At 70.5% G+C, this 13,216-nt stretch carries 12 protein-coding genes; 6 read left to right on the forward strand and 6 right to left on the reverse strand.

Features of this window, described 5'->3' with window-relative positions; translation table 11 throughout:
- Window positions 1-62: 62 nt before the first annotated feature.
- A complete protein-coding gene (locus ABH926_RS35115; protein ID WP_370370270.1) occupies window positions 63-782 on the forward strand; it encodes a rhomboid-like protein in 720 nt (239 codons plus the stop codon).
- Here ABH926_RS35115 and ABH926_RS35120 read toward each other — a convergent pair.
- The 3 genes from ABH926_RS35120 to ABH926_RS35130 are packed head-to-tail and all read right to left on the reverse strand — an operon-like array spanning window position 730 to window position 3,291.
- Window positions 730-1,440 (reverse strand): class I SAM-dependent methyltransferase, encoded by a 711-nt coding sequence (locus ABH926_RS35120; protein WP_370370271.1) that lies wholly within the window; start codon window positions 1,438-1,440, stop codon window positions 730-732. The genes ABH926_RS35115 and ABH926_RS35120 overlap by 53 nt on opposite strands.
- A gap of 55 nt (window positions 1,441-1,495) precedes the next feature.
- Window positions 1,496-2,767, reverse strand: coding sequence for a hypothetical protein (locus ABH926_RS35125; protein ID WP_370370272.1), 1,272 nt, complete (start codon window positions 2,765-2,767; stop codon window positions 1,496-1,498).
- On the reverse strand, window positions 2,761-3,291 hold the full coding sequence (locus ABH926_RS35130; RefSeq protein ID WP_370370273.1) for a SigE family RNA polymerase sigma factor: 531 nt from the start codon (window positions 3,289-3,291) through the stop codon (window positions 2,761-2,763). The genes ABH926_RS35125 and ABH926_RS35130 overlap by 7 nt, the downstream gene beginning before the upstream one ends.
- Before the next feature lie 137 nt (window positions 3,292-3,428).
- Here ABH926_RS35130 and ABH926_RS35135 point away from each other — a divergent pair, with 137 nt between their 5' ends.
- Together ABH926_RS35135 and ABH926_RS35140 are read left to right on the forward strand one after the other, a co-directional pair.
- Complete coding sequence (locus ABH926_RS35135) at window positions 3,429-4,985, forward strand: ATP-dependent DNA ligase (protein ID WP_370370274.1); 1,557 nt, start codon at window positions 3,429-3,431, stop codon at window positions 4,983-4,985.
- Between the two features lie 90 nt (window positions 4,986-5,075).
- Window positions 5,076-6,494 (forward strand): ATP-binding protein, encoded by a 1,419-nt coding sequence (locus ABH926_RS35140; protein ID WP_370370275.1) that lies wholly within the window; start codon window positions 5,076-5,078, stop codon window positions 6,492-6,494.
- On the opposite strand, the gene ABH926_RS35145 is transcribed toward ABH926_RS35140, so the two are convergent.
- A complete protein-coding gene (locus tag ABH926_RS35145; protein ID WP_370370276.1) occupies window positions 6,385-7,812 on the reverse strand; it encodes a hypothetical protein in 1,428 nt (475 codons plus the stop codon). The genes ABH926_RS35140 and ABH926_RS35145 overlap by 110 nt on opposite strands.
- Window positions 7,813-8,026: 214 nt before the next feature.
- Here ABH926_RS35145 and ABH926_RS35150 point away from each other — a divergent pair, with 214 nt between their 5' ends.
- Complete coding sequence (locus ABH926_RS35150) at window positions 8,027-8,446, forward strand: nuclear transport factor 2 family protein (RefSeq protein WP_370370277.1); 420 nt, start codon at window positions 8,027-8,029, stop codon at window positions 8,444-8,446.
- 66 nt (window positions 8,447-8,512) lie between these two features.
- Here the strand turns inward: ABH926_RS35150 and ABH926_RS35155 are convergent, their stop codons facing one another.
- Both ABH926_RS35155 and ABH926_RS35160 read right to left on the reverse strand, forming a co-directional pair.
- Complete coding sequence (locus tag ABH926_RS35155; RefSeq protein ID WP_370370278.1) at window positions 8,513-9,769, reverse strand: peptidase inhibitor family I36 protein; 1,257 nt, start codon at window positions 9,767-9,769, stop codon at window positions 8,513-8,515.
- Between the two features lie 217 nt (window positions 9,770-9,986).
- Window positions 9,987-11,024, reverse strand: coding sequence for a LuxR C-terminal-related transcriptional regulator (locus ABH926_RS35160; protein ID WP_370370279.1), 1,038 nt, complete (start codon window positions 11,022-11,024; stop codon window positions 9,987-9,989).
- 371 nt (window positions 11,025-11,395) lie between these two features.
- On the opposite strand from ABH926_RS35160, the gene ABH926_RS35165 reads away from it, so the two are divergent.
- Together ABH926_RS35165 and ABH926_RS35170 are read left to right on the forward strand one after the other, a co-directional pair.
- Window positions 11,396-12,034, forward strand: coding sequence for a hypothetical protein (locus tag ABH926_RS35165; protein WP_370370280.1), 639 nt, complete (start codon window positions 11,396-11,398; stop codon window positions 12,032-12,034).
- Between the two features lie 100 nt (window positions 12,035-12,134).
- Window positions 12,135-13,178: an aldo/keto reductase gene (locus ABH926_RS35170; protein WP_370370281.1), complete on the forward strand. Its 1,044-nt coding sequence runs from the start codon at window positions 12,135-12,137 to the stop codon at window positions 13,176-13,178.
- Window positions 13,179-13,216: the final 38 nt, after the last annotated feature.

A 13,216-nucleotide genomic window follows, 5' to 3' on the forward strand; every position in this document is an offset into this window, starting at 1 on the left:
TCGGAAGCCCATTGTGGCCGGTGATCCAGCGCCGGACGGGGTGTTTCTGCCAAGCTCGGCTCATGGCGATCGTTTTCCGAGCGGCGCGCGCCTACCCGCGCCGCAACCCGATGACGTTCGCCTACCTGCTGGTCATCGTGGCCGGGCTGCTGTTCCTGACGAAGGTCCTGTCCGGCCCCGCCGCCGACCACCTGAAGATCACGATCAGCACCAACCCGCACAACATGGCCCATGACCCGCTGGCGGTCCTGCTGGCCAGCCCCTTGTTCGCGGCCACCGACAGCGGCCTGCTCTCCCATCTCCTGATCATCGCAGGCGGCGTCGGTGTCTGCATGGCCGCGCTGGAACGCCGGGTCGGCGCCGTCCGCACGGCCGCGGTGTTCCTGCTCGCCAACACCGTCGCCACCGCCGTGGCCACCAGCGTCGCCGCCGCCGCGATCCACTCCGGCCGCTACCCGGCGAAGTGGTGGGACGGCTACGACTACGGCATCAGCTACGGCGTGCTGGCGATCGCCGCGTCGGTGACGCCGCTGGTTCCGTCGGTGCCGTTGGTGCCGCGCGCGATGCGGCTGCTGTGGGCGGCGGGGGTGTTCGCCTACCCGTTCGTCAGCGCGCAGTGGTTCGGGCTGCTGCCGAACTTCGCGACCATCGGGCACGAGACGGCCGCCGCGTGCGGGCTCGCCGCGGGGTACTTCCTGATGCGGGACGGCGCGGCGCCGACCCCGGTCCCTAGGACTCCTGTGCCGGCCGTCGCAGCGCCACCGTCAGCACCGTCGCCTTAACGTCCAGCTGCTCGAACTTCTCCGGGTCCACATCCCGCAACGCGGCCGACGGCCGAGGCTCCAGCAGCCGCTCCAGCACGAAACCGCCGTCCAGCATCTCGTTCACGAAGGTCTCGACGGTCATCCGCTCGAAGTTGATCGTGAACCCGGTCCCGGGCCCGCCGATCGGCGCGTCCACCCGGCCGCCCTCGTAGTACGAGCCGCCGAGCCAGCGCTGCTCGCTCATCGGATGCGTCGTTGAGACCAGCAACCGCCCGCCTGGCCGCACCACCCGCCGCAGCTCCGCCAACAGCTGCCGCCGCGCGTAGAGGTGGTGGTAGACCAACGCCATCACCGCCAGGTCGAACGAAGCGTCCGCGAACGGCAGCGGCTGCTCCAGGTCGTGCTGCAAGAAGGTGCCGCGCTCCCCCGCCGTGCGCCCGGCGATCCGCACCAGCTCCGCGCTGCCGTCGATCGCCGTCACCGTCGCACCCCGGTCGGCCAGCGCCGCGGCGTAGAACCCGGGCCCGCAGCCGACGTCGAGCACGTCTTGGCCCGCGACGTCGCCGATCAGGGCGAGCATCGCGGGCCGGTCGAGGTAGGCGTTGGTCGGATGCTGCTGGCCGGTGCCGGCGAAGAAGTCGGCGAGGCCGCCGTGGTACGAGGTGTCTGCGGGCATCGGATCAGGATGACAGACGCCTCGCACCGGGCGGCAAGCTTTTCCCGACCCTTCGTCAGGGCACGAATGCCCCCGGGAACTGTCCCGCCGGCGCCCACGACACGGGCCAGGTGGCGCACGCTCCATGCGGGTCGGCGGGCAGCACGAACTTCACGTCCTGGATGACTTTCAGGTCAGGCGTCAGCACGGAGTACTCCGGGCTGTGGCCGGTCAAGGGCATTGGATCCCCCGCGGATCCGGTGAGCTTCTCGTTCTTGTCGACCGCGGTCACGATCTGATCGGAGCCGGTCCAGCCGGTCCACAGATGCGCGGTGACGTCCGTCCAGCCGATGCGCTTACCGCCGGCCTGGAGGTCGAAGACGGCGAGCACCGAGCCGTCCATCTCCGACAGGTAGCGGCCGTCCGGCGAGATCTGGGCCGACTCGGTCCGCGCGGACTGGTTCGTGCCGTTGGCAGCCAGACCCTCCTGGAGTGTCAGGGTACGAACTGTTGTTCCCTGTGCGTTCAGGTAGTCCAGTCGGTTGCCATCGGCGCTCAGCACCGGGAACAGCACCGAATCGTGGTCGCCCTGGAACTCCTGGATCGACCACTGACCACTCGCGACCCGGGTGAGCACTGCCTGCGGGATCGGAACCGAGGCCAGGCGACGGCCCGACGCCGGATCGTAGAAGTCGGCCGTCCGGCTCTTGAGTGTGAGCTCGCCTGTGACCTTGATCGTGTCCCATGTCAGGTTGCTGACGATCTCCTTACTGTCAGCCGTCCAGTGCACACCGCTGGAGCCGGCGACCGCGTGCGGCGTCACCCGGCCGGCGACCGCGTCGGCCCAGGACCCGACCGCCCACGATTGTGCGGCAACCACGTCGCCCACTTCGACCAGCGCCTGCTTCCCGTCCGGTGACGGGTAGAAGGAAGTCGCCACTTTGCCTGCGACCCCGTGATACTGCTGCGTCGCCGGGTCCCAGACGTAGGTCAGGTCCAGCTTCGGTCCGTGGCCGTCGAAGCACTCCGCCGCGAACGAGACGAGCGCCGCCTGGCCCGCCGCGTTCGCGGGCGTGTCCGGCGCCGTCAACGCCGCCGGCGAGCCGTTGCCCGATCCGCCTCCGCCGTCGAGCGCCACCACGCCGACTGTCGCGGCCACCGCGAACGCCGTGCCGACGGCGATGCCCGACACCCACCGGGCTTGCCTGCCCGCCGTCGACCGCCGCCACCACGAACCCTCGCCGGCCTCGGCGAGCGCCCGGTCCGACAGCCCCAGCAGGAGCTGGTCGGCCGCCGGGTCGTCGACGGCGTCGGCCAACGTCTCCTGCAAGTCCCGCTCTGTCAGCATGCCGCCTCCTCCTTCAAACTGTCCTTCGCGGTGATGTCCGTGCTCACCCGCAATGCCTTCAGCGCCTTGTGATGCTGGCTGCGCACGGTCCCGGCCGAGATCCCCAGCACCTCGGCGATGTCCTCGTCGGTCCGGTCCTCGAAGTACCGCAGTACGACCACCGCGCGCTGGCCCGGCGGCAGCCGCCGCAGCGCCGCCATCACGTCCCGGCGCACGGCGACCAGGTCCGCCGGGTCCGAGCGCTCGGCGGCCGTGTCCGGGACGGTCGCCGTCGTCCGCTCCCGGCGCCACGACAGCCGGCGGGTCCGGTCCACGTGCGCGTGGTAGATCGCTTTGCGCGCGTAGGCCTCGGCGTGGCCCGGGTCGGCGAGTTGGCCCCACTTGCGCGCCAACCCGGCCAGCGCGCTCTGCACCAGATCCCGGCCGTGTTCCCAGTCGCCGGTCAGCAGATAGGCGGTTTGCAGCAGCGCTTTCGACCGGGCGCCGACGAACTCGCGGAACCGCTGTTCATCCTCGATGTCCAATGTCCGTTGCCCTCCTCGACCTACTACACGAGGCGAGGCCCCGGAATCACTGCCGCCGGGCCCGACGGTTCGTGGGGGCGGGGTTCGTGTGGGTCACCCCGCTCGCCCTTGTCAGTGCCGTGGCGGACCATTTCCTCATGCGCTTGCTCGATCTGGCCACCACGTCCACGGCGGTCGCCGAGGCCTCGGCCCGCACGGCCAAGATCGCCTTGCTGGCCGACCGGCTTCGGACGGCCGGGCCCGAGGAGATCCGGGTCGCCGTCCACTACCTGTCCGGGGAGCTGCCGCAGCGGCAGATCGGCGTCGGCTGGGCCACGTTGCGGGACCTGCCTGCGCCCGCGACCGGCGCCACAACCGGCGCCGACGCCGGGGCTGGCGGCGGCGAGCTGGAGGTGGCCGAGGTCGACCGGATCCTGGAGGAAATCGGCCAGACCTCCGGCGCCGGGTCGCAGGCCCGCCGCCGTGACCTGCTGACCGCGCTGTTCGCCCGAGCCACCGCCGAGGAACAGGCCTTCCTGCGCCGGCTCCTGACCGGCGAGCTGCGCCAGGGCGCGCTGGACGGTGTCATGGCCGACGCGGTCGCGAAGGCGGCCGAAGTACCGGCAGCCGAGGTGCGGCGGGCGGCGATGTTCGGCGGCGACCTGGCGGCGGCCGCGCAGACCGCGCTGCGCGACGGCGTCCCGGGGCTGCGCGCGGTCGCCCTGGTGGTCGGGCGTCCGGTCCAGCCGATGCTGGCCGGGACGGCCGACGACGTGCCCGCGGCGCTGGCGAAGGCGGCCCCGGCGGCTCTGGAGTGGAAGCTGGACGGAATCAGGGTCCAGATCCACCGCGACGGCGACCGCGTCCAGGTCTTCACCCGCAGCCTGGACGACATCACCGACCGGCTGCCGGAGGCGGTCGCGCTGGCCCGGGCGCTGCCGGTGGCCTCCGCGGTCCTGGACGGCGAGGCGCTGGCGCTGGCCGCCGACGGCCGGCCGCGGCCGTTCCAGGAGACCGCGAGCCGTACCGGCAGCCGCCGCGATGTCGGGCGGATGCAGGAGCAGATCCCGCTGACCGTGTTCCTGTTCGACCTGCTGTACCTCGACGGCCGCGACGTGACCGATCTGCCGTCCCGGGAGCGCTCCGACCTGCTGGCCTCGATCGCGCCGCCGGCCGCCCTGGCCCCGCGCCTGGTCACCGACGACCCCGACGCCGCGCAGGCGTTCGCGCAGGACGCCCTGGACCGCGGGCACGAAGGCGTGGTCGTGAAATCCCTCGACGCGCCCTACAACGCCGGCCGCCGCGGCGCGGCCTGGCTGAAGGTCAAGCCGGTCCACACCCTCGACCTGGTGGTCGTCGCCGCGGAGTGGGGCCACGGCCGGCGCAAAGGCTGGCTGAGCAATCTGCACCTGGCCGCGCGCGACCCGGACAGCGGCGAATTCGTCATGCTCGGCAAGACGTTCAAGGGCATGACCGACGAGCTGCTCACGTGGCAGACCGAGCGGCTGCGCGCTTTGCAGACGTCCGCCGACGACTGGACCGTGCGGGTGCGGCCCGAACTGGTCGTCGAGGTGGCTTTCGACGGTGTGCAGCGCAGTTCCCGCTACCCGGGAGGCGTGACCCTGCGGTTCGCGCGGGTGGTGCGGTATCGCGAGGACAAGAAGGCGCAGGACGCCGACACGATCGACGCGGTGCGGGCGATCGGGCACGCGTAGCGCCGTGCCGCCGAAGGGCTCCCCCAATAGTTGCGCACGCGATAGTATCCTGATCGAAAGTATCCGGATCGCTGCACACCGGGAGCCGCGGTGACTCGTTTCGTCGGCAGAAGGCGCGAGCTGGCCGCGCTGCACCAGGTCCTCTCGCAGGTCAGTGCCGGTGACAGCGCGGGACCCGCGGGACGCTGCCTGGTCCTGCGCGGCCGCCGCCGGATCGGCAAGTCGGCGCTGGTCGAGGAGTTCGCCGGCGGCGCCGGGGTGCCGCACGTCTACTACACCGCGGAAATCGGCATCGGCGAGGAACCGCTGGCCGAGTTCGTCCGCGCCGTCAGCGCCTCCGACCTCCCGGACGCCGACGTCTTCGGCGACGCCACGCCCGGCAACTGGGCCGCCGCGTTCCGCCAGCTGGCCGGGATCCTGCCCGCCGACCGGCCGTCGGTGGTGGTGCTCGACGAGGTGCCGTACCTGATGGACGAACAGGGCGCCTTCGAGAGCGTGCTGCAGCGCGCGTGGGACCGCGAGCTGTCCCGCAAGCCGGTACTGCTCCTGCTCATCGGCTCGGACCTGTCGATGATGGAAGCCCTCACCTCCTACGGCCGCCCCTTCCACCAGCGCGGCACCGAACTGCCGATCGGCCCCCTGAACCCCGCCGACGTCTCCGCCATGACCGGCCTGGCCGACGCCGACGCCTTCGACGCCGCGCTGATAACCGGCGGCCTCCCGGTGATCTGCGCACGCTGGCGGGCGGGCGAGGACATGTGGTCGTTCCTCACCCGGGAGCTGGCCGACCCGTTCAGCCCGCTCACCGCCTCGGCCCAGCTGTCGCTGGCCGCCGAGTTCCCCGACCAGGCACAGGCCCGCGCCGTCCTCGCCGCGATCGGCTCCGGCGAGCGCACCTTCACGAACATCGCGCGCACCGCCGGCGGCATCGCGCACTCGACGCTGACCCGCGCCACCGAGGTCCTGACGGACAAGCGCGTGGTCGCCGCCGAACTACCGGTGTCGCTGGCCCCGTCGAAGGAACGCCGCTACCGCATCACCGACTCCTATCTGCGCTTCTGGTTCCGCTTCCTCGCGCCCCACCTGCCCGAGATCGACCGCATGCGCTCGGATCTGACCCTCGACCGCATCCGCACCGGCTTTCCCAGCTGGCGCGGCCGAGCCGTGGAACCGCTGGTCCGCGAGAGCCTGGCCCGCCTGCTGCCCGCCGCCGGACTACCCGCGGCCCCGGTCGTCGGCGGCTACTGGACCCGCAGCAACGACGTCGAGATCGACATCGTCGGCGCCGACCGCGCCCCCGTCGCCCGCCGCCTGCTGTTCCTCGGCTCGGTCAAGTGGCTGGACCACACGCCCTTCGACGGGCACGATCTCATCGCGCTGCAACGGCACCGCGACCGCGTCACCACCGATCCGGTGCCGCTGCTCGCGGTGTCGCGGACCGGCGCGACAGCCAAGGGACTCGACGCCGTGTTCGGTCCGGCGGATCTGCTGACGCCTTGGCAGGGGTGACCGGCTCGGAGGCCTTCAGCCACGTTTCCGCGATCCGGACCGAGGCGGACACCCGATAGGAGTCCTCGGCGATCCCGGTGACGAGCCGTTCGGCCCGCTCCGGATCCGCGGCGGCGAGCGCCACGGCAACGAACCCCAGGGTCTGCGCACGGATCGCGCCCGCGTCCGTGATGGCCGCCGCGATGCGTTCGGCACGGTCCGGGTCGACGACGGCGACCCGGGGAGCCATGAAGGCCAGCGCGTACGACCTGTTCTGCCGCGGGTTGAGGGCGGCGGCGAGCTTCTCGGCGCGGTCGAAGTCCGCTGCCATCGCGGCAGCCCCGGACCGGCTCAAGCCAAGTAAGACCAGAACCCTGACGCAGTCGATCAGGGCCCCGCGCAGGCCGTCTCCAGCCGTTTCGGCGGCGATCCGCTCGACCAGTTCGACGAATCGCTCGGCGCGACCGGCGTCCACGGCGACGAACCCGTCGGCGATCCGGGCCAACACACATGCTCTTTGCACTTCGCCGGTCGTCGTGTTGGCGAGACGCTCTACCCGGTCCAGGAGACGGCTACCCCGCTCGATGTCGAGTCCGGCCACGATCTTGGCAACGGAACTCAGCACGTCGCCTCGCTGAGAGACGTTCGCCATTCCAGCGGCCAGGTCCTCGGCCTCGCAGGCAAGTCGCTCGGCGCGGTCGGGATCGACGCGCCCGATCGCTTGAGCGATCCGGGCCACCTTGAGCGCTCGCGAGAACTCGCCACAGCCCGCTGCGGCATCCTCGGCCAGGTCTGCGACGTGTGCGACCCGACGCGGGTCGCCACCCGCCGACCACTCGACGATCCTGGCAAGTGCCTCAGCCCTCAGCTCCGGGAAGGTGATACCGTCCGCGACACCTTCGGCGAGGCCCGGATCGACGACGGCCAACGACCCGGCGACGGTGACAAGAGCGCGCGAGTACGATCCGTCCGGCACGGTCGCGGCGGTATCGACAGCTTGGCGGGCGAGACGTCGGGCCCGGTCCGGGTCCGTGGTCGCGATCGCATGAGCGCACTTGGCCAACGCGGCCGCCTTTGCTCCCGCTTCCGGCATGCGGCCGGCGACACGCTCGACACGATCAGGATCAGTGGCGGCCAAGACCTCGCAGAGCCAGTTCCGCGAGTTTCGCCTGTCACGCCTGCTCAACGTCCAGGAAGCGGTACGTTCGGCCCGGTCGGCCAGACGCCTGGCCCGATCCGGATCCGTGGCGATCAGAACTCTGACGATCTCGGCCAGCGCCCGCACCCGGGCGACCCGGTGCGGGATCGCTTCAGCGGCTGCCTCGGCCCGCGCGAGCATGACCGTCGCCCGCTGATGCAACGCGCTGTCATCCACCATCGGAACACGATTCTGCCCCGAGCCGCCCCGGCGCGCGCGATTCGACCATCACGATCCATGATGGGTGCGAGAGCGGACTGCTCATTGGTCGCCGGAGCCGTTCGCGGTGAACTGGAGATGCGCCGGCGAAGAGCCGACAAGCCGGAAACCGCTTGAGCATCGAGGAGAAACAGCCATGACCACGATCACCGCCACCTCCCCCACCCAGCAGCTCGTCCTCCGTTACTTCGCCGCCCTCGCCGACGGCGACCAGGCGGCGATCCGCGACTGCTGGGCCGCGGACGGCTCCGTCTGGTACGGCGGCGACCTGCCGATATCGGGGACCTGGCAGGGCCGCGACCAGGTCATCGACGGCTTCCTGGCGACCGCCTTCGCGCACCTGGACCCCGAGCGGGAGATCGGGCTGAAGGTCACCAACGTCTTCGGCGAGGGCGAGCAGGTGCTGGTCGAGTGGGACTCGTGGGCGACCGGGAAGACCGGCCGGCCGTACCACGAGAAGAACATCGGCGTGTTCGTCGTCCGCGACGGCAAGATCGTGGCGATGCGGGAGTACGCCGACACGCAGCACTGGGAACGTGCGCTGGTCGCGGCCTGAGGCACCCAGCGCACGCACCCGGTTCTTCAATGCTTCAGGGCTTCAGGGCCTCAGGGCCTCAGGGCCTCAGCACGCCTGGACGTAGTAGACCGGATCGAAGTTGTAGTTCGCGTTCCTGCTCCCGGGAGCGGATGCCGTGATGACGTTGTGGTTCTGGTCCTTGGTGTAGGCGTCCGTCCCGCCCGAGTTGTCGTTGATGTAGGACCCTGCTGAAAGCCAGTTCTGGAGCGCCCAGTCACCGCCGTTGTACTTGCAGTGGTAGAACGAGAACACCGTCCCGCTGTAGTTGGCGCCGGTGTAGATGCAGAAGTGCCCGCTGTGGCAGTCCGAGCCGTTGCCGGCCGCGGGGCTCGAGCAGTCGGCGTTCGACGACGTGGAGCACTGCCCGATGCCGGTGACCGACGGCCCGCTGCCGCCACCGCCCCCGGTCCACAGGTACGTGACGGTCACCCAGCCGTTGTCGTTCAGGCCGATGTTGTAGAACGTGCCGTCGGCGAGGTCGATACCGGCCGGATTGGCGACGGTCCTGCCGAACTCGTCGTGGCCGCCGTTGTACCCGCTCTGATACGCGGCCTGTGCTTCCGGCTCGCCCTGCGGCAGATCCGTGAACTCGGCACGGTTGGCGTCCCAGTAGTCGTCGTGTGTGTTCCACGGACCGATGTCCCACACCGGCGCCGTCTCACACGTGCTGGGACCGCAGACCTGGACCGAGTAGTCGCCGCTGCCGTCGGGCGACAGCGCCGATCCCGAAGGCAGCGCCACGAAGTGGTCATTGGGTTGGATGACGTGGCCGTTCGCGGTGGTCCCGCCGACCAGGCCCTCGCGCGTGGCGTACACCTGGTAGGACACGGACGCGGGAGCCAGCCGGGGGGCGACGGCGGGAGCCGCACCGCTGTCGGCGTTCAGGACCAGGTTGCTGACGGTCGGAGCGGCGCCGTTCGCGGCGTCCCGCAAGGTGATCCGCGCCTGGACCTTCGTGACCGACTCCGCCAGCGATGTCGAACCGGTGGCCGCCGCGGGCACCCACTGCGTCCACTTCCCATTGAGCCCGAGACCCCGGACATCGACCAGCGCCTGCGACCCGGCCGGCCGGGCGGCGGTCAGCGTCACGGCCACCTCGTTCGCCGGCTGGGCCAAAGCGTGCGCGGGCAACACGTCCTGCCCGTAGCCCCGCGTGTCCTGGGACGTCGAGGCATGAACCCGGCCGTCCTCGACCGTGAGCGCCTTGCCCGTCCACGCGACATTGAAGCCGGACGCCTGCACCAGCGCCGGCTTCTCGCTCCATCGGGCACCGCTCGACGCGGCCTGCGCCGTACCAGCCATCGCACCTGTGGCACCAGTCGCCACGGCAAGCACCGCCGCCGCACCGACGGCAGCTCTCTTATGCAGAGGGATTGTCATGTCTTCCTCTCGTGGGGTCGTCATGCACGTGGGGTGGCGTGCCGTCTGGCCAAAGCCTGTGATGTGACTGACACAGTCAGTAGTGTCGCAGCCCTGGAGGTTGATCGCAGTACCTTGATTCAACAGACGAGGGCGCGTGTCATAGGCAGGCGCTGCCAAGGAGCCCTTCCCCGCGACAGGCCTCCGGCGGCGGCCCGAGCCACCCGAGCTCACTCGCACGCACCCCCATCTGGAAACGGCTCCGCGTCCCGAGCCGCCGCATGAGCTCCGAGGCCTTGCGCCCGACCGTCCGCGTGGACACCCCCAGGCGGCGCGCGATGTGCTCGTCGGTCTCGCCGTTGGCCAGCATCCGCAGGATCTCTCGCTCCTCGGGGCCCAGGCCCTGGGCGCCCCGCGGGCTGGGCAGGCCCAGCGGGCGGGCGGCGTTCCAGATCTGCTCGAAGAGCGCGCACATCGCCGAGACCGCGCCGGCTCCGGTCAGGACGGTGGCGCCGGCCGAGCTGTCCCGGGGGTCGATGGGGACCAGCGCGGTGGCACGGTCGACGATGATCAGGCGCAGGGGGACGGTGGGCGCTGTGCGGATCCGGCCGCCGATGCCGGCGAGCCAGTCGGTGTAGGCGATGCTCGCCGGGTCGTTGCGGATGCTGTTCAGGTAGACCGTGCGCATGGTGACGCCGCGCTCCAGCAGCGCCGCGTCGAGGGGCTTGCTGGCCGCCAGTGTGTCGGGGCGCTGGACTGGGTCCGGGACGAGGGCGAGCAGTTCGTTCTGGGCCTGCGCGGTCAGCGTCTTCAGACGGAGCCGCACCTCGTCGACCCCGATCAGCTCTTCGGTGACGGTGCGCTCGCCGCGGGGATGCAGCTCCGCGTATTCGGCGGTGAGCATGGCAACGGCGGCGCGGCCGCTCTCCAACTGATGCTGACGGGCCACCAACTCGGCCTGAAGCCGGGCCAGGAGCGATTCCAGTCCGACGTCAGGGGCCACCGGACGCAATGTCCGCGGATGCGCCGGCGAGGTCCGGAGCAATGCCAGGCCGGACAGCTCGTCGAGGGCGGTGCGCACGTCACCCTCGGCCCAGCCCAGCGCCGCGCTGATGGCCTCGACACGGAGATCCGGCTCGCGCAACAGATACAGGTAGAGCTTCTCTGCCGCTGGCGAGACCCCGAAGGCTTCCAGCATCCCTTCCCCCGTGCGATAGAAGATCTGCGCGAACGTCAGTATGCGGTGGCTGACATACAGCGAGCAAGGATTTCGGGCACAATAAATATCAGTACCCTGTTTCGGCCATCTTCCACGCACAATCGCCGAAGCTGCCTGCCTACCACAGTTGGTGACAGGGGTATGACATCCCGTAGCGGCTGTCCGAACCCCGACAGGGCTGCCTCCGGACAGCGCCGAGGACTTCCGGTGGGCGCGTCCGGTAGCCCAGGGTCGTTCTCAGCGGCGGTTCCACGTGGGCCTGGACCATTGACGCGCTGCCCAAATGTTCCGCATGAGAGGCGGTTCATGACGCCGCCACGGCGGTAACCTCCCCGGAGGAGGCGAAGCGTATGAACCGCATCACGGCACCGATGGTCCTGATCGTCTCGGCACTGCTTGTCGCCTGCTCCTCATGTTCCTCGTCGACATCGTCGCCAACTTCGACCTACCAGGGCCAGCAGACCCACCAGGGCCAGCAGTCTGCCGCGCAGCTCAAGGCCGCGGCGCTCGTGACGTCCGATCTGCCGTTCGGTTGGGCGGTTTCGCCGCCGTCCGCGGACAGTTCGGTGACGGCTCCGTGCTCGGCGATCACGGCGGACGGGAGCAAGCAGCTCCCCGCGCAGGCCGAGGCTGATTTCCAGCAGTCGGAAGACGGGCCGTTCCTTCAGGAGATCCTTGCCTCCGGACCCGACACACAGGTTCGCGACCTGTGGTCGTCGATGCAGAAAACGGCGATCGCGTGCTCCGCGCCGATGGCCGGCTCCGACTCGACGCGCGTTTCCGCGACGACGTTCCCGTCCTACGGCGACGCGAGTTATGCCTTGCACCTGGCCGCGAACAGGTCCGGCGTGAGCTACGGCGGCGACGTCGTCGTCATCCGCAAGGGGCAGATGTACATCGAAGTCGCCGTCTTCGGCGTCGGAGGCGTCTCCGCTTCGCTGGTCCAGGAGCTGGTCGGTACGGCCGTCCACAAGGCTTCCCAGTCCTAACGGGTCTCCAGTTCCCTTTAGCGCCGCTTCGATGCTACCTTGGCCGTGAGAGTTAACGGGACCTTGGTTCCGTTAGTGACGCGTGAGGTGGGAGTTCGCCATGGAATACCGACGGCTGGGTGACTCGGGGCTCGTCGTCCCCGCCCTGAGCTTCGGCGCGGGCACGTTCGGCGGCAAGGGAGCGCTGTTCAGCGCATGGGGCGACACGGACGCCCGGGAGGCGCGGCGGCTGATCGACATCAGCCTCGACGCGGGGGTGACGCTGTTCGACACCGCGGACGTGTACTCCGACGGGGCGTCGGAGGAAGTACTCGGCGCGGCGGTCAAGGGGCGGCGCGACCAGGTGCTCCTGTCGACCAAAGCCGGCCTGCCGACCGGCGACGGGCCGCAGGACGCGGGGACGTCCCGGTCGCGGCTGGTGAAGGCGACCGAGGACGCGTTGCGGCGGCTGGGGACCGACTACATCGATCTGTTCCAGCTGCACGCCTTCGACGCGCGCACGCCGGTCGAGGAGACCGTGTCAGCCCTCGACGATCTGGTGCGCGCGGGCAAGATCCGCTATGTCGGCGCGTCGAACTTCTCCGGCTGGCAGCTGATGAAGTCGCTGGCCGCCGCCGACCGCCTGCACGCTCCGCGCTATGTGGCGCACCAGGTCTACTACTCCCTCGTCGGCCGCGACTACGAGTGGGAGCTGATGCCGCTGGCCGCCGACCAGGGCGTCGGCGCGCTGGTATGGAGTCCGCTCGGCTGGGGCCGGCTCACCGGGCGGATCAGGCGCGGACAGCCGCTTCCGGCGGGGAGCCGGCTGCACCAGACGGCGGAATTCGGGCCGCCGGTCGATGACGAGCGGTTGTTCGCGGTCGTGGACGTGCTGGACGAGATCGCGGCGGAGACCGGGGCGGCCGTGCCGCAGGTCGCCATCAACTGGCTGCTGCGGCGGCCGACGGTCTCGTCGGTCATCATCGGGGCCCGCAACGAGGAGCAGCTCCGGCAGAACCTCGGGGCCGTCGGCTGGGAGTTGACGGCGGACCAGGTCGCGCGGCTCGACGCGGCGAGCGGAAAGGAGGCGCCGTATCCGTACTTCCCTTATGAGCGGCAGGAGGCCTTCGCGCGGTTGAATCCGCCGCTTGTCCCTGCACGGTAGACCCGAAGTGTGGCGGGCACCGCTCTCTATCGGCGCCC

This window comes from Catenulispora sp. GP43, assembly GCF_041260665.1.
Classification (GTDB): Bacteria; Actinomycetota; Actinomycetes; order Streptomycetales; family Catenulisporaceae; genus Catenulispora.